The sequence below is a fragment of the Gluconobacter cerinus genome, from assembly GCF_025961355.1.
Taxonomy (GTDB): Bacteria; Pseudomonadota; Alphaproteobacteria; order Acetobacterales; family Acetobacteraceae; genus Gluconobacter; species Gluconobacter cerinus.
The window spans coordinates 935,028-957,189 of sequence record NZ_JAOQNM010000001.1 but is presented as its reverse complement, the minus strand read 5'-3'; the positions used below and the strand labels follow the sequence as shown (position 1 = coordinate 957,189).

General features: G+C 55.4%; 18 protein-coding genes and 1 riboswitch. Of the genes, 9 read left to right on the top strand and 9 right to left on the bottom strand.

What is annotated here, in order from left to right:
* Nucleotides 1-38 precede the first annotated feature (38 nt).
* A complete protein-coding gene (gene metE / locus M2305_RS04460; RefSeq protein ID WP_264648681.1) occupies nucleotides 39-2,351 on the bottom strand; it encodes a 5-methyltetrahydropteroyltriglutamate--homocysteine S-methyltransferase in 2,313 nt (770 codons plus the stop codon).
* Between the two features lie 116 nt (nucleotides 2,352-2,467).
* A riboswitch (cobalamin riboswitch) is annotated at nucleotides 2,468-2,671 on the bottom strand.
* Nucleotides 2,672-2,738: 67 nt separating this feature from the next.
* On the opposite strand from metE, the gene M2305_RS04455 reads away from it, so the two are divergent.
* The 3 genes from M2305_RS04455 to M2305_RS04445 are packed head-to-tail and all read left to right on the top strand — an operon-like array spanning nucleotide 2,739 to nucleotide 5,270.
* Nucleotides 2,739-3,665, top strand: coding sequence for an ArsR/SmtB family transcription factor (locus M2305_RS04455; protein WP_264648680.1), 927 nt, complete (start codon nucleotides 2,739-2,741; stop codon nucleotides 3,663-3,665).
* 29 nt (nucleotides 3,666-3,694) lie between these two features.
* Nucleotides 3,695-4,561: a methylenetetrahydrofolate reductase [NAD(P)H] gene (gene metF / locus M2305_RS04450; protein WP_264648679.1), complete on the top strand. Its 867-nt coding sequence runs from the start codon at nucleotides 3,695-3,697 to the stop codon at nucleotides 4,559-4,561.
* A gap of 46 nt (nucleotides 4,562-4,607) precedes the next feature.
* Nucleotides 4,608-5,270 (top strand): HAD family hydrolase, encoded by a 663-nt coding sequence (locus M2305_RS04445; RefSeq protein ID WP_264648678.1) that lies wholly within the window; start codon nucleotides 4,608-4,610, stop codon nucleotides 5,268-5,270.
* 11 nt (nucleotides 5,271-5,281) lie between these two features.
* On the opposite strand, the gene M2305_RS04440 is transcribed toward M2305_RS04445, so the two are convergent.
* The 4 genes from M2305_RS04440 to M2305_RS04425 all read right to left on the bottom strand — a co-directional run bounded on the left by M2305_RS04440 (nucleotide 5,282) and on the right by M2305_RS04425 (nucleotide 7,909).
* On the bottom strand, nucleotides 5,282-6,370 hold the full coding sequence (locus M2305_RS04440; RefSeq protein ID WP_264648677.1) for a LacI family DNA-binding transcriptional regulator: 1,089 nt from the start codon (nucleotides 6,368-6,370) through the stop codon (nucleotides 5,282-5,284).
* 142 nt (nucleotides 6,371-6,512) lie between these two features.
* Nucleotides 6,513-6,770: a hypothetical protein gene (locus M2305_RS04435; protein ID WP_408870796.1), complete on the bottom strand. Its 258-nt coding sequence runs from the start codon at nucleotides 6,768-6,770 to the stop codon at nucleotides 6,513-6,515.
* A gap of 96 nt (nucleotides 6,771-6,866) precedes the next feature.
* Entirely contained in the window at nucleotides 6,867-7,268 is a 402-nt protein-coding gene (locus tag M2305_RS04430) for an ArsR/SmtB family transcription factor (protein WP_046900104.1), read from the bottom strand.
* Nucleotides 7,265-7,909, bottom strand: coding sequence for a peroxiredoxin (locus M2305_RS04425; protein WP_099210887.1), 645 nt, complete (start codon nucleotides 7,907-7,909; stop codon nucleotides 7,265-7,267). Before M2305_RS04425 ends, M2305_RS04430 begins: the two co-directional genes overlap by 4 nt.
* A 105-nt stretch (nucleotides 7,910-8,014) precedes the next feature.
* Between M2305_RS04425 and M2305_RS04420 the strand changes: the two genes are divergently transcribed.
* From M2305_RS04420 to M2305_RS04405, 4 genes are all read left to right on the top strand, one after another.
* A complete protein-coding gene (locus M2305_RS04420; RefSeq protein ID WP_264648676.1) occupies nucleotides 8,015-8,941 on the top strand; it encodes an MBL fold metallo-hydrolase in 927 nt (308 codons plus the stop codon).
* A 41-nt stretch (nucleotides 8,942-8,982) separates the two neighbouring features.
* Entirely contained in the window at nucleotides 8,983-10,668 is a 1,686-nt protein-coding gene (locus M2305_RS04415; RefSeq protein ID WP_264648675.1) for a bifunctional protein tyrosine phosphatase family protein/NAD(P)/FAD-dependent oxidoreductase, read from the top strand.
* Between the two features lie 15 nt (nucleotides 10,669-10,683).
* Nucleotides 10,684-11,451, top strand: coding sequence for a sulfite exporter TauE/SafE family protein (locus tag M2305_RS04410; protein ID WP_086633767.1), 768 nt, complete (start codon nucleotides 10,684-10,686; stop codon nucleotides 11,449-11,451).
* Between the two features lie 273 nt (nucleotides 11,452-11,724).
* Complete coding sequence (locus M2305_RS04405) at nucleotides 11,725-12,270, top strand: cupin domain-containing protein (protein WP_064273653.1); 546 nt, start codon at nucleotides 11,725-11,727, stop codon at nucleotides 12,268-12,270.
* Between the two features lie 23 nt (nucleotides 12,271-12,293).
* Here the strand turns inward: M2305_RS04405 and M2305_RS04400 are convergent, their stop codons facing one another.
* Entirely contained in the window at nucleotides 12,294-12,617 is a 324-nt protein-coding gene (locus tag M2305_RS04400) for a hypothetical protein (RefSeq protein ID WP_264648674.1), read from the bottom strand.
* Between the two features lie 468 nt (nucleotides 12,618-13,085).
* Between M2305_RS04400 and M2305_RS04395 the strand changes: the two genes are divergently transcribed.
* Nucleotides 13,086-13,739, top strand: a complete 654-nt coding sequence (locus M2305_RS04395) for a TetR/AcrR family transcriptional regulator (protein ID WP_046900097.1) — start codon at nucleotides 13,086-13,088, stop codon at nucleotides 13,737-13,739.
* 9 nt (nucleotides 13,740-13,748) lie between these two features.
* On the opposite strand, the gene M2305_RS04390 is transcribed toward M2305_RS04395, so the two are convergent.
* Complete coding sequence (locus M2305_RS04390; RefSeq protein ID WP_264648673.1) at nucleotides 13,749-16,016, bottom strand: TonB-dependent receptor; 2,268 nt, start codon at nucleotides 16,014-16,016, stop codon at nucleotides 13,749-13,751.
* A 169-nt stretch (nucleotides 16,017-16,185) separates the two neighbouring features.
* Here M2305_RS04390 and M2305_RS04385 point away from each other — a divergent pair, with 169 nt between their 5' ends.
* Nucleotides 16,186-18,450 (top strand): TonB-dependent receptor, encoded by a 2,265-nt coding sequence (locus M2305_RS04385; RefSeq protein WP_086633769.1) that lies wholly within the window; start codon nucleotides 16,186-16,188, stop codon nucleotides 18,448-18,450.
* An 85-nt stretch (nucleotides 18,451-18,535) separates the two neighbouring features.
* On the opposite strand, the gene M2305_RS16285 is transcribed toward M2305_RS04385, so the two are convergent.
* Nucleotides 18,536-20,338: a sensor domain-containing protein gene (locus M2305_RS16285; RefSeq protein ID WP_211499873.1), complete on the bottom strand. Its 1,803-nt coding sequence runs from the start codon at nucleotides 20,336-20,338 to the stop codon at nucleotides 18,536-18,538.
* Between the two features lie 318 nt (nucleotides 20,339-20,656).
* Nucleotides 20,657-22,162: an efflux transporter outer membrane subunit gene (locus M2305_RS04375; RefSeq protein WP_264648672.1), complete on the bottom strand. Its 1,506-nt coding sequence runs from the start codon at nucleotides 22,160-22,162 to the stop codon at nucleotides 20,657-20,659.

Below are 22,162 nucleotides of genomic sequence, written 5' to 3'. Positions count from 1 at the left end.
TATGATGGGGTGGTGATCCACCCCATCTACTCGCTGGTTTATGGGCGCATATAATGGGCTGCCGCAACCATGTTGATGAGTGCAGCTTTCGTCTCCGGCCATTGGCGGGTTTTCAGTCCGCAATCCGGATTGACCCAAAGGGCATCCGGGCTGATGACTTTGCTGGCTGTCCGAAGCAGGTCCACCATTTCCTCGACAGACGGCACGCGTGGGGAATGGATATCGTAAACGCCCGGCCCGATTTCCGCAGGGTAGCGATAGGCTGCGAACGCATCGAGTAGTTCCATGCGGGAGCGGGCGGTTTCAATCGAAATCACATCCGCATCCATTGCGCCAATGGCGGCAATAATATCGTTGAATTCCGAGTAGCACATATGGGTGTGGATCTGTGTGGCGTCCTGCACACCCGAGGCTGAAATGCGGAAGCTCTCCACGGCCCAGTCCAGATAGGATTGCCAGTCTGCGCGACGGAGCGGCAGGCCTTCACGCAAGGCGGCTTCATCAATCTGGATGATGCCGCACCCGGCTTTTTCCAGATCGCACACTTCATCCCGGATCGCGAAAGCGATCTGTCGGCATGTTTCCGCACGCGGCTGATCGTCTCGTACGAAAGACCAGTTCAGGATCGTGACGGGCCCCGTCAGCATGCCTTTCACAGGGCGGTTGGTGAGGGATTGGGCGTATTCCCACCACTCAACCGTCATGGCTTTTGGGCGTGACACATCTCCGAAAATGATGGGGGGCCGGACATAGCGAGATCCGTAGGACTGAACCCAGGCGTGCTTCGTGAACGCAAAGCCGGAAAGCTGCTCTCCGAAATATTGCACCATGTCATTGCGCTCAAACTCGCCATGCACCAGCACATCAAGATCAATCTCTTCCTGCCAGCGGATGGTCCGGGCGGTTTCTTCCCGCAGGAAGGCGTCGTAAGTCTCGGAAGAGAGCTCTCCTCGTGCATGATCCGCACGGGCTTTGCGGACTTCAGGTGTCTGGGGGAAGGAACCGATTGTTGTCGTCGGATACAAAGGCAGCTTGAGTTTGGCCTGTTGCAACGGACGGCGCGCGGGGAAGGGTGAATGGCGCTGGGCGAGAGCTGGGTTGCGATCTGCAGAGCGTGCCTGAACGGCAGGATTGTTGATTTTTGTGGAAGAGCGACGTGCCTGAAGCGCCGCAGCATTTTCGGCTAAAGTGGTTTGCACAGCGCCCCGGCCTTCATTCAGCGCGCGCGCCAGTGTGTGCAACTCCTCAATTTTCTGAACGGCGAATGCGAGCCAGGATTTCACATCCGCGTCCAGATCTGTCTCCCGTTCCAGATCAATCGGTGTGTGGAGGAGAGAGCAGGACGGCGCAAGGATCAGGTCACGCTGGCGCGCCAGCGGTTCAAGATGGTCCAGAAGCGCGTTCAGGTCGGCCTTCCAGATATTTCGCCCATCCACTACGCCGAGAGATAGCAGTAGGTCAGGTCGTGCTTTTTCCAGGATGGATGCAAGCTGCTCGGGAGCGCGGACAAGATCTACATGCAGGCCGTGAACTGGCAGGCTTAGGGCGATGTCCTGATTGTCTCCGAGCGCACCGAAATAAGTGGCGAGCATCAGTTTGAGGTCTGGAACAGCGGCTGTCAGAGTGTTGTAGGTCGTTTTGAAAGCTGCGGCAGCATTGTCCGGCAGATCCAGAACAAGACACGGCTCGTCAATCTGAACCCAGTCTGCGCCTTCTGCTTGGAGGGTTTTCAGAACCTGTTCATAAACGGGTAGCAGGGCAGGGAGCAGATCAAGGCGAGCAAACGCCGGGCCGTCACATTTTCCCAGAAGCAGGAAACTGACAGGACCGAGCAGAACAGGGCGTGTCTCAATCCCAAGCGTCTTGGCTTCCCGATATTCGTCCACCGCTTTTGTGGAGGCGAGGCGGAACGTCTGGTCTGCTGTGAATTGCGGGACAAGGTAATGGTAGTTCGTGTCAAACCACTTGGTCATTTCGGCGGCAGGAACGTCCTGAGGTGCGCCATGAGCATGACCGCAGCCACACTCTTCGGATGTCGTCTGGGAGCCGCGGGACATGGCGAAGTAGGTTCCCAAGTCCACCTTGCCCTGCACGTTGCCGTAAATGGCAGGAACAGCACCGACCATTGCGGATGTATCCAGCACATGATCGTAAAGCGAAAAATCGTTGGAAGGGATGATCTCGGCACCGAGGTCTTTCTGGCGCTGCCAGGCGGACGCTCGAAGGGATGCGGCTGTGGAAAGTAGATCATCGGCGGAGGAATTTCCCGCCCAGTACTGTTCAAGAGCGGTTTTCAGTTCACGGCGGGTGCCGATACGCGGAAAGCCCAGAGTTGCGACGCGGACGGTCATGAAAGCCTCGACAGGTTCGTGGCAGTGCGCTCGCAGGGCATGCAGGATCGTTCACGCCCCGAACAGGAAATGTGCGGCGTGGAGACATGCGTGACCCGTCCGGAACGCCCCGCCGGAGGATGTTATGTGCCGTGGCAGGTCTCCTGGCTTACGGGTCTCCGCGCTGATTCCGCCTTCCCGGACTTTCGCCCAGTGGCCTGTATGGAATCGGCACTCGCCGCTGACAGTTGCGGGGGCAGCGCCGGCTTTGCACCGGCTTCCCTCTTAGCCAAGCCGGATGCGTGAACATCCGACATGGATCCATGACAAGCCTTATGACTGCCGCATGTTCTGAAAAAGAGTCAATAGCTCTTGCTCATATAAAGAACTCCTTATATGTAAATCCGTATGGAACAGGCCCTCATCATTTTCCAGGCACTGGCAGACATGACCCGTCTGCGGATTCTGGCCCTTCTGCGCGAGATGGAACTGTCCATCGGCGAGGTGGCGCAGGTGCTCGGGCAAAGTCAGCCCCGCGTGTCACGGCATGTGAAGATCCTGGCAGATGCGGGATTGATTGAGCGCCGCAAGGAAGGAAGTTGGGTCTTTTTGACTTTGGGTGTTCCGGAACGTCTGGAGCCTGTCTTTATGGCGCTGGATCGATGGACTGCGCGGGAACCGGCGGAAATCCGTGCGGATCGTATTCGCTTGCAGGCCATTCGGGATGTTCGTGCGCTCGCGGCGGAAGACTGGTTTGAAACCCACGCAGCAGAATGGGACGCATTGCGTTCCTTGCATGTGTCCGAACAGGAGGTCGAAGCAGCGATCGTAAAGACGCTTTCAGCATCTCCGATCGGCCGGCTCGTGGATATAGGCACGGGAACAGGTCGCATGATGGAGCTGCTGGGGGTCGGCGCTCAAACAGTCATCGGGTTTGATCGCAGTCCCGCCATGCTGCGGCTGGCGCGTACCAAACTGGCGGAAGCTGGTCTGGAGCAGGCTGATCTGCGGCAAGGGGACTTTCAGGCCCTTCCGCTGCCGGAGCATTCAGCCGATGTCGCGGTCATGCATCAGGTTCTGCACTATGCGCAACATCCGGCTGCTGTGATTGCGGAAGCCGCGCGTATTCTGGATGCCAACGGTCGATTGCTGATTATCGATTTTGCCTCCCATAACCGGGAAGAACTTCGCACACGGGATGCGCATGTCCGGCTTGGGTTCACCGATGCGCAGATGGCGATGTGGTTTCGCGCTGCGGGTCTAGTTCCCGCAGAGCCAGTGGCTCTTGAGGGCGAACTGACTGTGAAACTCTGGCTCGGCCAACGCCCCAACTAAGCTGAATTATTGAATAAGGAGCTGGCGTGATGCCCGCACAGACAGGGCCTCTGCCCGCAATTTCGTTCGAGTTTTTTCCTGCAAAGTCGGAAAAGGCAGCCGCCACGCTGCTGGAAAACGCAAAAACGCTAGCTGCTTTTGGTCCGCAGTTCATGTCCGTGACGTATGGGGCAGGTGGGTCAACACGGGACCGCACCCTGGCCACCCTTAAAGACATGGTTCGGGAAACTGGCGCGCCAATGGCTGGGCATCTGACCTGCGTGGGGGCTTCCAAGGAAGACGTCAATGCTGTGGCGCAAGCGTACTGGGACGCGGGTGTGAAGCACATTGTGGCCCTGCGTGGCGATCCGCCACCGTCAGCCGGGGGCGTCTATGAGCCTCATCCGGAAGGCTACGCGGGGGCTGTGGATCTGGTGCGCGGATTGAAGGAGATTGCGCCGTTCGAAATTTCCGTTGCGGCGTATCCGGAAACGCATCCTGCCGCGCTTAGCCCGCAGTCGGATCTGGAGCATCTGCGAGCGAAGATTGATGCGGGTGCGGACCGGGCTTTGACGCAGTTCTTCTTCGAAGCGGACACATTTCTACGCTTCCGGGACCGCGCTGCGGCCATTGGAATCGAGCGGCCGATCGTGCCGGGTATTCTTCCGGTTGGAAGTGCTGCGCAGGCCTGGAAGTTTGCCGATATGTGTGGTGCAAACGTGCCGAAGTGGATGCGCGACCTGTTCGATGGATTGGATGAAACGCCCCAGGCGCGGGCGTTTGTCGCGGCCACGATTGCAGACCGGCTTTGTCAGACACTTAAAGCTGAAGGGGTGGAGCAATTCCATTTCTATACGTTGAATCATGCAGATACAGCATCAGCCCTTTGCCGCCTTCTTGGGCGACGTCCGATCTGAAACGGAGAGGGCTGGATTTCCTGCGTAAACGGGGTGACAAAAGGGAATGACAAGATTCCCGATCGTTCTTCTCGACTACGATGGTACTCTGGCGGAAACGCAGCCGGCCATTCTTCGCAGCCTGAAGGAAGCCTTTGAAGCCAGCGGCTACAAGGGCCCTTCATCAGACGCCCTGAAGCATCAGCTGTCAAAGGGTGGGACGCTTCAGACGCTGTTTCAGGCGATCGTTCCCGACAGTGATGTTGATGATGCACAGGCTTTTGTTCGTCACTATCGGGCATATTACCCTAAAGCCGATCAGGAAGAGACCGTTCTGTTTGACGGGGTGAAGTCAGTACTCGACGATCTTAAGGCTGACGGGGCAACGCTGGTAATTCTCAGCAACAAACATGCTCCAACTGTTCATGCCAGTATCGAGCGCTTCGGGCTTGGTGGGTGGATCAGCAATGTGATTGCGTCCGAACCAGCCTACCCGCACAAGCCAGACCCCCGCGTTATGACGGACCGTGTGCGGCCGTTGTTCCCGGAAGTTCCTGCATCGAATTTTCTAATGGTTGGTGACACGGCGGCAGATCTTGGGTTTGCCCGCAATAGTGGCATTGCATCCTGCTGGGCGAGTTATGGGCACGGGTCTGCAACGCAGTGCATTGATCTGAAGCCGGATTTCCAGATCGACAGTATTGCCGGGCTTCTGAACGTCGCCCGCTAATACAGTGCGGTTCAGCCCTTGGGGGCTGGACCAATGCTGCCGCGAGCGACGAGTTCTGTTTCCAGAATGACGTTCTTGTTCTGGCGGCCGTCCTGCTGGGTCAGGAGACGGACTGCCTCCATGCCTTTGCGCTCATGAGGCTGGCGGATTGTGCTGAGGTCCGACAGGGCAGCGGCAGGAATGTCATCAAATCCAAAAATCGACACGTCTTCAGGAATGCTGAGACCCGCCGCACGAATTGTCTGCATGGCGCCAATTGCAACGCGGTCGCTCATTGCCAGAATTGCTGTCGGCGCATTCTGTCGGTTCAGTAGAAAGCGCGCGCCTTCAGCACCGGACTCTTCAGAGTTGATCGGAATTTCCCAGGCCGGCACGTTTTCGGGGGCAATACCGGCTTCCTGAAGGGCTGTTAAGTACCCCTCAAGACGCATGGCAATCGTGCTGTGTGCAATATTGGCGCGACGCTTGGCTGTCAGGATGCCAAAATAGTCGTCATGGGCTGTTTTGAGAGACAGGATACCGAAGCGACGGTGTCCTAGCTCAAGCAGGGTCTTTGCCGCGTTGTAGGCGGCTCCACGGTCATCAATGCCGACATATGGCACGTTGTCCAAACGGGGCTGGTCCACCACAACGAGCGGAACGTTCCGCTGCTGCGCCATCAAAACGCACCGGCTATCGGGGGCCACGGAATAAAGGATGTACCCGTCGACCGCAGCATTGCCTAGCGAAACAGGTGTGTTCATGTTGCGGAGGCTGCTGCCTGCTGAAATCAGGGCCAGATCCGTTTCCATCTCATCGCAGCTTTTTGCGACGCCGTTCAGCACGGCGAGAACGGCAGGATCAGAAAATGCGTATGGAAGATCTTCACTGAAGAGAAAGCCCAGTGCCCCGGAATGCCCGGTCGCAAGCTGTTTCGCTGCCGGATCAGGGCCTGTATATCCAAGCTCCTGTGCCGCCGCGAAGATCTTTTCCCTCAGCGCAGCCGAGAGTTGGCCCGGCCGGATATAGGCATTCGAGACTGTCGTGTGGGACACCCCGACCTGTGCCGCTACATCCTTGAGCGTAACCTTGCGACGACCGTACTGACGGGGTGTTTTCATATGTTATCCAATAATGAAAACGCTGCCTTCGTGCAATCCTGACGGAAGAACGAGAAGGCACCTAATATGCAAGTGCCTCAGGTAAATGCTGGTCTGAACGTCGTCTGCCCATCTTCACGATTACGACAAGAGGGTAAACGTCTCAGTTTTTGGGCTTTGTTGTCGCAGTATTTTTCTGCGGAGCTGGTTCAAACATCGCCCGGCATTTCGGGCTGAGCTGATCCATCTTCTTTCTCATACAGGCTGTAATCTTGGCTTCGTTAGGAATGGCAAACGTGCACAGGCGGATGGCATCACCTTGGCAGGCCTGTTTCTGCTCGTCGCGTGTCGCGGCTGACGCCGTGCCAGACAGGGCGGCAAAACCGGTCAGGCAGGCCAGAAGCATCAGATAGCGGGTCATGGACCTTCTCCTTTTCCATCTAAAAGCGTTTGAAAAGCAGCACAGTTTCCGTTGGCTCGCACGGTGAAACAGGGGGCGGTGCAAGCCGGGTTCTGGTCATCGGGAGAGCGGACGGACGATGCGCGCAAACCTTGCGCCTTCCAGGGAAGAGCGTTGGGCACCGGGTTTGCGTGAAGGGGCTGTAGCCGTTGGTGAGACTGCCAGTCCGTCAGGGCGGAGTGTCATGATGAGCATTCTGGCGCGAGCGGCATCGGGCGTATCAGCCATGCAGTAACTGATGGCGCGGGACTCTCGCTGAGACTCAATCAGTCCGCTGCGGCGAAGGGTGCCGAGATGCTGGCTCAGTGTTGGTTGGCCAATGCCCGTCATGGTCTCGATTTCACTGACAGCATGTGAGCCATCGAGCAGGGCCGACAGGATCATGAGGCGTTGAGGCTGCGCGAGCAGGCGCAGCCATTCGGCAAGATTTCGGCTTTCTTCGAGGGCGAGAAGAGTCATGGGCGCGGCTTCTTCGGCTGAAGGAACCAGTTCGGACCTGCTTTCTGAACTGCTTCCTGGGTCTGAAGAGGGGGGGCAATAGCAGCCTGTCCAGGCTGCCAGCCTTCCGGTGTCAGCACGTTGGAGCGATCCACTTCCTGCAAGGCGGAAAGCATACGCTGCAACTCGGCCACTGACCGGCCAACGCTGGCAGGATAGCTCAGGATGGCGCGAATAATTCCCGTCGGATCAATGAAAAAGACGGACCGTACCGTGGCGCTGTCCTGTGCTTCCAGATCCATCATTCCGTAGGCGCGGGCGACCTCCATGGAGGGGTCTTCAACGATCGGGAAAGGAATGCGGACATTGAAGCGTTCTTCAATGGCCGTAATCCACGCCAGGTGAGCGGGAAGACTGTCAGCGGAAAGCCCAAGGAGAACGCAGTTCCGTTCGCGGAAAAAGGTCTCCACTTTGGCAAAGGCAATGAACTCGCTCGTGCAAACGGGTGTGAAGTCCGCCGGGTGTGCGAACAGCATGACCCAGCGGCCTCTCAGCGAACTCAGTACGAATTCACCGTGGGTTGTGCGTGCCGTAAAATCGGGGGCCTCGTCGCCTATGCGAAGGGGGAAAAAGGCGGAGTCTTCAGTGAGTGGGCCTGTCATGATGCTGTATCCAGCCTGTCCGGGTCTTGACTGTTGATAGTTTATTACTTTATTAAACACATAATTGTTTTCTTGGAAATGTGTAACTCCAGAGGTGAAAACGCCATGCCTGATGCTGCCATTGACGCTGCAACTGCCCAGATTGGACGTGTGCAGAGTGGTGAGGTTCCATCCCCTGTAGTTTGCACGTTCTTTGATGAAGCGACAAATACAGCCAGTCACGTTGTTCACTGCCCGATTACCAAGCGCGCTGCGATCCTCGATAGCGTGCTGGACTATGATGCTGCTGCGGGCCGGACATCCAATGGTTCTGCACAGGCGATTGTAGATTATGTGCGCCGGGAAGGGTTGTCTGTTGACTGGCAGCTGGAAACCCATGCGCATGCCGACCATCTGTCTGCAGCACCCTGGCTTCAGGAGCAGCTCGGCGGAAAACTGGGAATTGGCGCGAACATCGTGCGCGTCCAGAATGTATTTGGAAAAATCTTTAACGCGGGTACGCGTTTTGCACGGGACGGATCTCAGTTCGACCATCTTTTCCAGGATGGTGAGACGTTTTCCATTGGTGATCTGCCGGTCACGGTCTTGCATGTGCCAGGCCATACGCCAGCAGACATGGCGTTCGTGATCGGAAACTGCGCCTTTGTGGGCGATACGATCTTCATGCCAGACTTCGGGACCGCACGCGCCGATTTTCCCGGCGGGGATGCCCGTCAGCTTTTCCAGTCCATCCGTCGGCTTCTGTCCCTTCCGGAAGAAACCCGCCTCTTTCTTTGCCATGACTATAAAGCGCCGGACCGCGATGACTACGCATGGCTGACCACTGTGGCTCTGGAACGTGCCCATAATATTCACGTTCATGATGGTGTGAGCGAGGAAGATTTCGTGGCGATGCGCACAACGCGTGACGCCACTCTGGCGATGCCGAAGCTTCTGATGCCGTCAGTGCAGGTCAATATGCGTGGCGGTCATATGCCAGAACCAGAGGCTGACGGCATCAGCTACATCAAGATACCCGTCAATCGCCTCTGAGCCGGTTGACCGATTCAGATATTTTTGTCGGAGAGCACGTCATGCCAACCACGTCTTTAACGGATCGCTACGCTGTTTCCCCTCAGGTCACGCCGCAGGATGTTGCGGATCTTAAGGCCGAAGGTTTCCGGAGCATCGTTTCGTTTCGCCCGGATGGTGAAGCGCCGGATCAGCCGGATGCGGCTGCCGTCGAAGCGGCTGCAAAGGCGGAAGGGCTGGCGTTTATCGCAATTCCTGTGAAGGCGGGAACGGTGCCAAGCGATGCTCAGGTGTTGCAGGCCAGAGAGGCACTGGCGTCTCTTCCGGCTCCGGTTGTTGGTTATTGTCGGTCAGGAACACGGGCCGCCCAGATCTGGGCGCTCGCAGAAGCTGGTACGCGTCCTGCTTCGGAAATTCTCGCAGATGCCGCGCGTGCCGGTATTGATCTGGGTGGGTTGAAGTCGCGTCTGGATTCTGTGCCTGCGCCGACCATGGCTGCACGTGAAGGCGCGCGGCATTTTCAGGTTCTGGTTATCGGCGGCGGTGCGGGCGGCCTTTCCGCCTCCGCCAGTCTGCTCAAGCGTAATCCTGCCCTGGCTCTGGGGATTGTTGAACCCTCAGAAGAGCATTTCTATCAGCCGGGTTGGACCCTCGTAGGGGGCGGTGTTTTCAAGGCATCTCAAACACGTCGTCGGGAACAGGACCTGATTCCCAAGGGTGCTGTCTGGCTGAAAACGTCTGTTGAACTTTTCCGCCCCGAGGCGCGTGAGGTTGTCCTGAAGGATGGCACGGTTCTGTCCTATGATGCGCTGATTGTAGCGACAGGCATCTCCCTGAACTGGGACGCTATCCCTGGCCTGAGCGAAACGCTGGGCAAGAACGGGGTGACGTCCAACTATCGCTTTGATCTGGCGCCTTACACATGGCAGCTGGTTGAAAAGCTTAAGGGCGGTAAGGCTATTTTTACGCAGCCGCCTATGCCCATCAAATGCGCCGGTGCTCCACAGAAAGCCATGTATCTGGCCAGTGACGCCTGGCGTCGTCGGGGCGTTCTGAAAAATATTTCCGTCGAATTCAACACGGCCACACCGGGTCTGTTTGGGGTGAAAGAGTTTGTTCCCCCTTTGATGAATTATGTGCGGGATTACGGTATCGCCCTCCATCTGGGATCAAAGCTGGTCGAGGTGAATGGTCCTGCCCGGACTGCCGTTTTTGAGCGGAAGACGGACGCAGGCGTGGAGCGTGTGGAGAGCACGTTTGACATGCTGCATGTCGTGCCACCTCAGGTTTCCCCCAAGGTTGTCAGGGAAAGTGCCATTGCCGGGTCGGACGGTTTTGTTGAGGTAAATCCGGAGACGCTCCAGCATGTCCGGTATCCGCAGATCTTCGCTCTGGGGGACGTGATTGGAACGTCCTGCGCCAAAACGGCAGCCGCTGTGCGGGTACAGGCCCCTGTGGTTGCAACGAATGTTTTGGCTTTCTTGAAGCGCAAAGATCCGGTGTCTGGATATGACGGATATGGCGCATGTCCCTTGACCGTTGAGAACGGCAAGATTGTTCTTGCTGAGTTCGCTTATGGCGGGAAGCTGGCGCCCACGTTGCCGAAGTGGCTGCTCAATGGCCAGAAGGCGACCCGCCTCGCTTGGTGGCTCAAAAAATACGTCATGCCGGCTCTGTACTGGAAAGGAATGCTCAAGGGGCATGAGCTCTTCGTTGCGCCCAAGTCCCTGAAGTCCGGTAAGAAATAAGTATCGGCCAGACTGATGCAAATCGCGCTTGAGCTGTTCTGTGGTGTCATTATCGGTTTTACGCTGGGGCTGATTGGCGGTGGCGGATCAATCTTGGCTGTTCCGCTGATGGTCTATGTCGTGGGAGTGAAAAATCCCCATGTCGCGATCGGGACAAGCGCCATGGCTGTTGCCGTCAACGCACTGGCGGGGCTTGTCAGTCATGCGCGACAGAAAACCGTCAAATGGCGGTGTGCCGCGGTTTTTGCGCCTTTTGGTGTTGTCGGCGCCTTGGTGGGCGCTGCGCTAGGTAAGGCTGTTGACGGGCAAAAACTGCTGCTTTGCTTTGCAGTCCTGATGATTGTTGTCGGTATTCTGATGCTTAGGGGACGTCGGAATCCTGGCATCGCGGGCGCCGCCTGTAATCGCGACAATATGCCCAAGGTCATGGCCAGCGGAACGGCCACAGGGCTTTTGTCGGGCTTCTTTGGCATTGGTGGTGGGTTTCTTATTGTGCCCTCGCTGGTTGCCTGCACGAGGATGCCCATTCTGAATGCAATAGGGACGTCTTTGGTCGCCGTCGCTGCTTTTGGGGCCAGTACTGCTCTCAGCTACATGCTGTCCGGGTACGTTGACTGGACGATGGGCGCGCTTTTTGTTCTTGGCGGTGTGGTGGGTAGTACGCTTGGGACCTCAGCAGCCCGACGCCTGGCGGGAGCCGGTGGTACTCTGACTACGTTCTTTGCATGTGTGATCTTTGTGGTGGCTACGTATATGATCTGGCGGAGTCTTACTGCCATCTAAACTTGCATATTGGATTTCTGGCGACGTCCATCATCTGTGATGTGGTGCTGAGGCATTCATAATTAAATTAATTATCCCGTTTATGCAGGAAATACTACGCTTCAGGAAGAGCTGAAAGAAACCTGTGAGGGGTTTTTGAACGCGTCTGTCAAAACGAGGTCACCGGAAAAGTAATTTGCCAGCATCTCATTGGTGTATCGGGCTTTTTTCATGTTCCATTCCTCAATCGTTATGACATACTGAGATGTAATGGTCAGACGATTGGGAGAATGAATGGTGACGGATGTTGGTCAGCGGTTGCGGCTCGTTCGTGTTGCAAAAAATCTTTCCCAGCGTGAGTTGGCCAAGCGTACCGGTGTCACCAATTCCACAATTTCCTTGATTGAGTCGGGGGATATGAACCCCTCAATCGGCACTTTGAAGCGTGTTTTGGACGGTATTCCCGTCACCCTTGGCGATTTCTTCAGTTTCGAAACAGAAGGGCAGGAAAAATACTTCTATCTGGCTGATGATTTAACTGAAATCGGGCAGAGTGGTATTTCTCTGCGGCAAATCGGCGGGAACCTGTTTGGTCGCGCACTCCAGGTCCTGCACGAGCGTTATGACCCTGGGGCTGACACCGGTGTCGCGTATGCGCATGACGGTGAAGAAGCTGGCGTTGTCATTCGCGGTCAGGTGGAAGTGACGGTGGAGAACCAGTCCCATATTCTTGGGCCGGGAGACGCCTATTACTTTGACAGTCGCAAGCCTCATCGCTTTCGCTGTATCAGCGACGAAGCCTGCGAAGTGATCAGTTCGTGTACACCTCCGACGTTTTAAAAACGCCGCAAGCGCTAATGGCTCTATGCCGTCAGAGCGCGCTTTTCCCTGAAGCCGTCGCGTAGATAATGTTGTAGCGGGCCGATTGTGTAGTGGCGCCTTACATCACGATGGGCAGCAAGATAGGCCTCACTGTTCCACAATGTCGTGGCTAGTCCCGGCCCCTCAACGAAAGCGAGCTCTGTTGCGCCAATCCCTATGAAAACGCGCACGCTGTCATCATACAGATGCGTGTATTCTTCGGCTGTTACCAGAAGAGCCTGAACAGCATGAGCACCTTCTGTATGAGGTTTGGTCAGGTATGCGCGGAGAGCAGCCTCATCATCAGCATCAACAAGCCCCGTCACCTTGTTTTTCAGACGATCTCTCCAGGCCGCATAGGGAAGGTGATGGTCATGCAGATAAGTGAAAACAGTACTCTTGAACTCATCGCGGATCGCTGAGCGCGGCTCATGTTGCCCGTCATCACAGATGGAGATTGTCTGTGGATCGACTGAGTCGTTATCGAGAATGGTGAGGTTTTCGAACCCGAAGAGCCAGGCGTAATGCGTGATCCATCGCGCCAGTGCAGACAGGTCATGCGTCTGATCGCAGGGTCCGGCTCGTGTTCATAGAAATATATAAAGAGATCGGACCCACTTCGCTATCCCGTCCAAAATGGGCAGAAATGATTGGCCCTGAACTTTACCGTTCACTGCTCACAATTTCATGAGGGGTGTTTTTTAGGAGAAACGCACCAATCTTAAGGCTTGTGGAAAGCCTCTCGGTTTCGTTAAGGCTAGATGCAAGACCTTATTCAATCAGGGAGGCAGGGCATGTCCCAGTCATCATCTTTAGCGGTAAAGGAAGCTTTTCCGCCGCATCTGGCAGATATGAGGGTCAGTCGCTCACCGGGCAGGCCTATCAATCTTCTGCTGAAGGATACGATTCTTTCAGCGATTGCCACGGTCCTGACGGAAGAGGGCTATCAGGGCCTCACGATCGGAAAAGTTGCCAAACAGGCAGGTGTGTCTACCGCGACGGTCTATCGCCGCTGGCCTACCAAGCAGGCCATGTTCTTTGATGCCATCCGTCAGTGGAAGTTCAGCCTCACGCCTGAAATCGATACGGGCAGTTTTCTGGGAGACGTCGACCAGCTGATCGAAGCGCGTATTCGCTTCCTGGCAACTCCGCTGGGCCGCACATATGGTACGCTCCTGGGTGAAGCCGTGCATAACCCGGAATTCGGCACTGTGCTTCGCGAAGTCAGTATTGAGCCAGCTCGACAGCAGATGCATCGCTTTCTTGAGCGCGCAAAGAAGCGAGACGAAGAGGCTTTCTGCTATCCGGCGGATACAGTTTTGGATGTCATTCTCAGCACCATCCACTTCCGTGCCATGGATACGCTGTGGAACAAGAGCATCGAAACGGAAGTAAACATCCGTGACCTCAAGGCTCTGACCCGCTGCCTGATTGGGACGCGCCAATAGGGGTGTGTTTCAGAAGCCGCAGGAGACGCGGCCGCCGATGAAACGTGGTGTGCCGGGAATGTAGAAATACGTTGTTGTCGCCATTCCTCCGCTTTCGAAATACTGGCGGTTCAGAATGTTCGAGGCGTAAATCGTTGCTTCCCAATGCCCGGATGAGGGGCGAAGGGTCGCATGGGCGCCGAGTAGGAAGTAGGGAGGCAGGCGATAAAAGCCGGTGCCTCCTACGGCAATGGCCTGGCTGCCGCGATAAGACCAATCCGGGCCAATATCCAGTCCCAGATGGTCAGTCAGTGCCTGCCGCCACTCTGCCTGTCCGTTCAGGGTGAGTTTTGGCTGGCCGTTATCAACACCAGCGAAGTTATTGTTAATGGCCTTCCAGACACCTGTCTTGGCATAGTAGGCGTTTGTGGCAGCACGATTGACGTTCGGAAAATCCTGATAATTGCCACGCTGCCAGCCAATGTTCTGCGTGACAAAGACATGCCGAACCGGGTGCATTTCCACCGTACCCTCAAAGCCCCAGCTCTCGGACTTTGGGACATTGGTGATTTCGCTGAGTGGGCCGTAATTCGGGATCATCACGGTCCCGACAACCTGCTGTCCGTGGAAATCATTATAGAATGCCGCGCCATTCAGGCGGAGCTTTCCCGGGATTGGATCACTTTTGAAGCCAACCTCGTGGGTCAGGACCGTTTCCGGGCCAAACGGATCAAGCTGCGCCTGAATCTGGGTATTATTGGCGCTGAACCCGCCGGGTTTGAAACCTTTGCTCAGCTTGTAATACACCATCGTGCTCTGCAACATCTGCCAAGACACGCCGACCTGTCCTGCGAACTGAGCCGAGGCAGTGCTTTCAGGCTGGAAAATATGTGTCGAGCCACCAAAAATTTCTGATTTCAGACCCGTCAGAGAGCGGTCGTCGATCTCGTGCAGTAGGCCCCCAAACAGCGTGACGTTATGCGGCAGACGATAGCTGATGTGACCGAACTCGGACGTACTTTCCTGGTTCATTCCAAAATTGGTGGACATCATATAGCCACGGGCCGAGTAGTCTGTGTAATCGAACAGGAAGCGCTGTTTCATACGGCTGCGCTGATAAAATGCTCCGACAACCCATTGCAAACGACTGTTCGGGTCGTTTGAAGACAGGCGCAACTCCTGCGTAAATGCGTTCGCACTGATCGTTCTGTACGTATCCGCCTGTGACGCAGATGTGCCGTCCTGATCCGTATATTCCCCTTGGCGTTCCGTCTCGAAAGCGCTGATGGACGTGATTTTGGCAAAGCCGAGATCACGGTCCATATGCAGGTCAAAACCCCAGAACTGGTTGTGCTCACTTGGTTTGAGGCTGCGAGGTCGGCCGATCAAATCGGCGAACTGTGGCTTGAGAGACCATTCAGCTTGCTGTCGCCCCAGTGAGGGCAGGCTCTGTGAGCCGATCAGGCGATAGACCGGAACGCCGGTGACGACTTCGCTGTTATCCTGCACGAAATGACCGGATAGCATGATGGTCGTGCGACTATCGGGGCGCCAGCGGAGCTTGCCGCGTAGGGCCCAGGAATCTGCGTCCCCCAGATGTGCGCCCGTGAGAGGATTGGTCTGCCAGCCACCGCCCTGTCGCGTTTGACCGGCAAGACGGAAATCCAGTCCTTTCGCCAAGGGGCCGGACACATAGGCTTCGCTCCGGCTACGGGCGTAGGACGCAATGTCTTCGCTCGAGCCATAGTGCCAGGTGCTTGTTGGGTCCGCTGTCCGAAAGCGGACCTCGCCGCCTGTGTCAGACTGTCCGTGCATGGTGCCGACTGGGCCGGGAGTGACAGTTGCATCTGCCAGATCGAACATCAGGCCACTGGCCATGGTTGAGAACGCAAAAGGCACGTCATCGAAATAGGTCAGAACGGTCGGAATATTGTTTTGTGTGAAATCGTTGAAGCCGATCCCGCGAAGGTAGAAGTTTGTGGAAGCCGTGCCGTTAATGGACTGGATCGTCAGATTGGGTGCCACGCGTTCGACATCCCGTAACGTGACAACGCCACGTTCAATCAGCCGCTCGGCAGTCAGACGCGTGTCTGCGTCCGGTTGTTTCTGTGCGGACTGGAAGGCGAAATCCGTTCGTTTGACGCTGACTTTGATCGTCTCATCAGCCTGCGCATTAACCGATTTCGGGTGTGTGTGCCGGGGTGTCTTGTCATGCTGCTGTACGGCAGGCGCTGCCCACAGGGCTGATGGAAGGCCAGCAAGACTGGCTCCGAGAAGAAGAACCCTGCGGAACGACATGGGGACACTGGTCTCCGGGAGCGGAAGAACGGGAAATTGTGGCTTTTATACCGCACGTGAACTGCAGAGCCAACAATCAGGAGGGAAAAGGTCCAGTTCCGCTTGATTTGTTATGATATAACATAATAAGGAGTCGCACTTAGAACCTTCTTCGCCTTCTGAGGACAACATGCTGCCTTTTGTGTCTGCTCGATCTTTTATTCTGCTGCTTGGGTGCACGACTGCCCTGTGTGGTACGGCATATGCTCAGGACGCAACGACAGGCACGACAACCGATACGGAAACGTCCCGTTCCAGCTTCGGTCATTCTGACGACCAGCACGGCACAACCGTGACGGAAACGAGCCGTCAGGGTGAAGACAATATTGTCGTCAATGCCCATCTGGAACGTGCCCGCGACGCGCTTCAGTCTTCCACGGGTGCCACGACCTATCATTTCAGCCGTCAGGATATTGAGACCAATCCGGGCGGTGACAATGCCCCGCTCACGTCCGTTCTGCTTCAGGCTCCGGGTGTTGCGCAGGATAGTTATGGACAGATCCATGTTCGTGGCGACCATAACGAAGTCCAGTTCCGTCTGGATGGCGTTGCCCTACCGGAAGGCATGAGTGTTTTCGGGCAGGCGCTGATGACCCGCTTCGCACATTCCATGTCTTTGACGACGGGCGCGCTTCCCAGCGAGTACGGATTTCTTCAGGCCGGTGTGATCGATATCAACACCAAGAACGGCTATTCCGATCCCGGCGGCAGCATCTCCATCTACGGTGGCGCGCGCGACTATTTCTTCCCGTCTCTGCAATATGGTGGTCACAAGGGGAAGTGGGACTGGTTCGCTACGGCTGATTATGTCCACAACCGTGTTGGCATTGAAAACACGACCCCCAGCTTCAATGCGATTCACGATCTGACCAACCAGTATCACTTCCTCGGTCACGCCCGTTACACGGTTGACGAGAACACCCGGATCAGCCTGACCGCCGGTGTGTCCAATGCCGAATATCAACTCCCGAATAATCCGGGTCAGCAGCGCCAGTTTGCCAATCCGTCCTATACGGGCAGCACTCTGTCCCAGAACCAGTATGGAAACGGCGATAGTAACAGCTTGAGCGAGCACCAGAAGGAAATCACGGATTTCGGCATGTTGTCCCTTCAGAAGGACATGGGCCGCCTGAGCTTCCAGACGTCTGCCGTGCTGAGATACAGCTCCCTGCGTTATTCGCCTGATCCGCTGGGCGATCTGGTTTATAACGGCATTGCACAGCGCGCAGCACGCTCGGTTTTCTCAACCGGAAACCAGACGGATGCGACCTGGCAGGCCGCGAAGAACCATACCGTCCGTTTCGGATATCAGGTCTATGTTGAGCGTAATACGTCCAAGTCTGATTCAACCGTTTATACGCAGACGGGTGAAGATGATGACGGCAATGCCGTTTACTCCGGCGATACGACCAATATTCATGATGGTTCTGGCCGGACTGGCTGGATGTACGGTCTGTACGCTCAGGATGAATGGCGCCCTATCAAAAACCTGACCATCAATTACGGTCTGCGCTTTGATGGTGTGGATGAATACACCCATTCAAAGCAGGTCAGCCCGCGCATCAATATCGTTTATAAGCCCTGGCATGGTGGAACCTTCCACGCGGGCTATTCGCGTTACTTCACGCCACCGCCGTTCGAACTCGTGACCGGAACGGCCCTGTACAAATATACGGGCACCTCTGCACAGCCCGCGAACTACAAAAACAGCACGGTCAAGGCTGAGCGCGACCATTACTTTGACGCAGGTTTCTCCCAGACGATCCTGCCGGGCTGGCATGCGTCGTTTGATGCCTACGTCAAACTGGCGAAGAACATGATCGACGAAGGGCAGTTCGGCTCCCCAGTCATCCTGTCTGTGTTCAACTATCGTCGCGGACAGGTCCACGGGTACGAGTTCTCCACAGACTACACACGGGGTGCCTTCAGTGTTTACGGCAACTTCTCCTGGTCGCGCGCCATCGGCAAGGATGTGGTGTCTGGTGAATGGAACTTCGATCCGGAAGATCTGTCGTATATCAAGAAGCACTGGGTCCATCTTGATCATGACCAGCGTTGGACGGCTTCTGCGGGGACGAGCTACACGGCTTTCTACAGAACTGGTCATCCGCTGCGTCTGTCAGCAACGATGGTTTATGGAAGTGGTCTGAGAGCGGATGGGGCGACGCCGAATGGTGCTTCTGTCCCGCAATATGCGACGTTCAACCTGTCGCTGGTCCAGTCTTTCAAGGATCTGTTCCACGTTCCATTCCTGAAGCAGACGCAGGTTCGTCTGGATGTGACGAACCTGTTCGACAAGACGTATCTTCTGCGTGATGGCAGTGGAATTGGCGTTGGTGCGCCACAGTATGGTCTGCGCCGTACAATCCTGACCGGTATTGATCAGCGGTTCTGATCGTCTGAACTATCCAGAGTTGAAAACGGGGGCAGCTGCGAAAGCAGTTTGCCTCCGTTTTTGTATGGAACGCGGCTGAAAAGGCCTATTCGGCAACATCCATTTCAGGGACGATCGACTCACTTCTGATCCAGGGTGGGCCGTCCATATTCAGAACGTGTGGGATTTGAGACAAGGGAACGGCTTTTGAAAAATGCCAGCCTTGCAGGAAGTCACACCCCATCAGACGCAGCTCTTCTGCTTGCTCAGCTGTTTCTACGCCTTCCGCGACAACAACACGGTTCATGCTGTGAACAATATCGATAACACCTTGGATAATGGCTGTATCGATACCGCGTTCCGTAACGCCTGAGGTAAAGACGCGGTCGATCTTGATATGATCGAATGTCACGGTTCGGAGATGGGTGAGAGATGCAAAGCCGGTTCCGAAGTCATCCAGTGAAATCTGGACGCCTGCGCGATTGAGTTTCTTGAGTTCATCCAGAATATGCTGGTTGTGCTGACCGAAAAGAATTTTTTCCGTAATCTCGATTGTCAGTTTTTCAGCCGGAACAGCATATTTCTTCATTTCACGGAAAAGCCGTTCCGTAAAATTATGATCCCGAAAATCATCTGACGTTACGTTGATGGAAATGCGGTCAAAAGGAATCTTGTGTTGCAGCAGATACCGGATGTCCGTGAGAGCCTGTCGCAGCACGAAATTCCCAATTGCAATACTAAGCTCCGCATCGTCGAAAGCATCATAAAAATATTGCGGGCTGAGAAGACCGCGCTCTGGATGATCCCACCGTAAGAGAGCCTCGAAGGAGGGAGGGCGTTCCTGATTTAAAGGGAGGACCAACTGATAGAAAAGTTTGAACTGCTTCTTTTTCAACGCGGCCTGCATGGCTGTCCGTAGCCGCGACCGACGCTCCGTTTTTTCTTTCATGAAGGGAGCATATTTTTTGATTCTATTGCGGCCGTCTGCTTTGGCTTCATAAAGTGCAAGGTCTGCACAGCGCAGAATTTCGCGCTTCCGACTGTCATTCAGTTTTGAGACGGCATATCCCAGACTGGCACTGCACAGATGCGTCAAACTTCCGCTACGAAACCGAAATCGCATGGCCTCAAGAATTTTCTGAAGCTTGATTTCAAAGATCTGTGGATCGTTTGACACCATGATGATGGCAAATTCGTCGCCGCCAATGCGTGCGATGAAACAGTCGGTCGACTGAAAGGTCTTCAGACGACCTGCAATTTTTTTCAGCAGGCGATCACCGGATTCATGGCCCGATGTATCATTGATGATCTTGAACGTATCGATATCGAGCAGGCAAAGGCAGAAATGCCGGTTGTCCGGATGTTCCTGTGCGAAAAGGACCTTCAGATACTGTGAAAATGATGTGCGGTTGGAGATATTGGTCAGGAAGTCAGTGTTGACGGCTTCCTGCAGTTTCAGCCGGTTTGCTGTCAGGCGTTGTTCGGCACGTTTGCGGGCGGTGATGTCAAAGCGGATGGCCACATAGTTGATGACTTTCCCTTTTTCATTGCATCGGGGAACAATAGTCGTATCGACCCAGTATAATTTTCCGTTCTTCTTTTTATTGCAGATCTCACCGTGCCAAACGCCACCTTGCGCGATGGTGCGGTACATCTTCTGAAAAAAACTGGAATCATGAACGCCTGAATGAAGCATTCGATGATCTTGCCCAATCAGTTCAGCCCTGGAATAGCCACTGATTTCGACGAATTTTTCATTAACGGAAAGAATTTTTCCTTTAGTATTCGTTACGGCAACAATAGCCGAGCAATCAAGAGCATGGAGAACAAAGGAATCGTGAGAACTTTCGGACCATGCCTGAAGTGATTCAAGATAAGTTCCGAAATTCTGTTCCTGAAAAGTGTTCACTAAGCCTGTCCCGCTTGACCATAAATCCGAGTGTCGCGAGAAAACACTAAAAAAATACTAACAACGTTCTTTTGTGTGGGTATATCTGAAAGATAATATCACAAAAAGACCTTTTTTCAGGTCATAAGCGTTAAGGCAAAACCGTTCTGTTCGCCAGAAATAGCTTTCTGGGAAATACAGAAGGGCTTTAGCGCACGATATTTCATGGATTTGCTGAATTTATCCTCAGCAGAGGATGCACCGAAAAGGTGTCAGATCTGTCGTCCGGCTGGTGGGGTACCGAACGACAGAATGTCGGATTGGGAATATCCGGAGTGTTTAAAGAGAGCCTTCCCAACCGCCCCCTAGAGCGCGGTAAAGATCTGTCATTGAAACGGAAACGCCTGCTCTTGCCTCGGAAAGGGCGCTGCGTGTTGCGAGAAGCGCGTTTTGTGCGGTGAGAACGTTCAGGAAGTCGCCTGCACCCTGACTGTATTGTAGCTGCGCAATGTGAACGGCTGTTTCGTTCTCGGTAACGCTTTCTTCAAGTCGTTTTTGCCGGTCCTGAGCTGTACTGAGGTCCGTCATGGCATCATCGATTTCCTCCCATGCGTGGAGGATTGTGCGCTGCAGAGCAATGGCGGCTTCTTTCTGCTGGGCCTTGCGAAGGTGCAACTGTCCTGTCAGACGGCCGCCCTCAAAGAGGGGCAATGTCATGGTTGGGCCAAAGCCGTACTGACGCGACGCCCATGATCCAAGTCCGCTGAACTGGAGTGCCTGAATATCCAGGCTGCCAGACAATGTGATGCGCGGGTAGAAGTCTGCAATCGCCACACCGATACTTGCCGTTGCAGCATGCAGGCGTTCTTTGGCCGCGCGAATATCCGGTCTCCGGTCCGCGAGTTGAGATGGGAGGCCCGTTGGAATGTTGGTTGGGACGGGCGGAATAATGCCCGGTTTGTTCAGTGTGCTGGCCAAGGCACCGGGTTCACGTGCCACAAGGAAACTGAGGGCATTGATCAGATGCACGCTCTGGCTTTTTAGAGGAGGCAGACGGGCTTCGAAGCTGTGCATCTGTCCACGGGAATAGGCGACATCCAGTTTGGTGGCAGTTCCCTGTGTAAAGCGCAGCGTTGTCAGGTTCACGCTGTGATGGGCAATCTCGATGCTCTGCTGAGTAATGGCAATCTGAGCCTGCACATTGCGGAGTGCAATATAGTCCTGTGCGGTCTCCGCCATGAGGGAGACAAGCACATTGCGCTGCATGTCTTCCGTTGCATGCATGGCCGCTGTGGCGGCTTCAACCTGCCGCCGGACATGCCCCCAGAAATCAACTTCCCAAGAAGCACTCAAGCCGTACTGGGGAAGGTTGAACGAAGGATTGCCCTTCGCGCCATCAGCGGCGGCAGGGCCAAATCCCTGCGCACCACTGGCAATATCGCCGGGACTGGCCTGCTCGGTTGTTCCCAGAAGTCCAAGGATACCGTTGGTGCTGGCGCGCTCCCGTGCGTAGGACGCTGCTCCATCCAGGCGGGGCATTTGCGCGGCACTGGCAATCCGTCGTTCTGCGGTGCTTTCAGCCAGATTCAGGGCTGCTGTTCGCAGATCAAGGTTGCTGCGAGCCACGTCAGCTTCAAGCTGTGTCAGCACCGGGTCGTTGTAGAGACGCCACCATTGTGGATCGAGTGCAGCCTGCGTCGGATGATCCGCGGCTGGTGTGACGCTCTGATGATATTGCGCAGGCGCGTGATCTGGTGGGGCGTGATAGTCCGGACCGACCGTACACGCAGTCAGGGCCGTGACGGACAGCAGGGCCGTAACCCGAGAGAAGAAAGAAAGGCGCAT

Coding starts and splice junctions, on each gene's coding strand:
- metE (WP_264648681.1), bottom strand. CDS start 2,351: ATGACCGTCCGCGTCGCAACTCTGGGCTTTCCGCGTATCGGCACCCGC.
- M2305_RS04455 (WP_264648680.1), top strand. CDS start 2,739: ATGGAACAGGCCCTCATCATTTTCCAGGCACTGGCAGACATGACCCGT.
- metF (WP_264648679.1), top strand. CDS start 3,695: ATGCCCGCACAGACAGGGCCTCTGCCCGCAATTTCGTTCGAGTTTTTT.
- M2305_RS04445 (WP_264648678.1), top strand. CDS start 4,608: ATGACAAGATTCCCGATCGTTCTTCTCGACTACGATGGTACTCTGGCG.
- M2305_RS04440 (WP_264648677.1), bottom strand. CDS start 6,370: ATGAAAACACCCCGTCAGTACGGTCGTCGCAAGGTTACGCTCAAGGAT.
- M2305_RS04435 (WP_408870796.1), bottom strand. CDS start 6,770: ATGACCCGCTATCTGATGCTTCTGGCCTGCCTGACCGGTTTTGCCGCC.
- M2305_RS04430 (WP_046900104.1), bottom strand. CDS start 7,268: ATGACTCTTCTCGCCCTCGAAGAAAGCCGAAATCTTGCCGAATGGCTG.
- M2305_RS04425 (WP_099210887.1), bottom strand. CDS start 7,909: ATGACAGGCCCACTCACTGAAGACTCCGCCTTTTTCCCCCTTCGCATA.
- M2305_RS04420 (WP_264648676.1), top strand. CDS start 8,015: ATGCCTGATGCTGCCATTGACGCTGCAACTGCCCAGATTGGACGTGTG.
- M2305_RS04415 (WP_264648675.1), top strand. CDS start 8,983: ATGCCAACCACGTCTTTAACGGATCGCTACGCTGTTTCCCCTCAGGTC.
- M2305_RS04410 (WP_086633767.1), top strand. CDS start 10,684: ATGCAAATCGCGCTTGAGCTGTTCTGTGGTGTCATTATCGGTTTTACG.
- M2305_RS04405 (WP_064273653.1), top strand. CDS start 11,725: ATGGTGACGGATGTTGGTCAGCGGTTGCGGCTCGTTCGTGTTGCAAAA.
- M2305_RS04395 (WP_046900097.1), top strand. CDS start 13,086: ATGTCCCAGTCATCATCTTTAGCGGTAAAGGAAGCTTTTCCGCCGCAT.
- M2305_RS04390 (WP_264648673.1), bottom strand. CDS start 16,016: ATGTCGTTCCGCAGGGTTCTTCTTCTCGGAGCCAGTCTTGCTGGCCTT.
- M2305_RS04385 (WP_086633769.1), top strand. CDS start 16,186: ATGCTGCCTTTTGTGTCTGCTCGATCTTTTATTCTGCTGCTTGGGTGC.
- M2305_RS04375 (WP_264648672.1), bottom strand. CDS start 22,162: ATGCGCCTTTCTTTCTTCTCTCGGGTTACGGCCCTGCTGTCCGTCACG.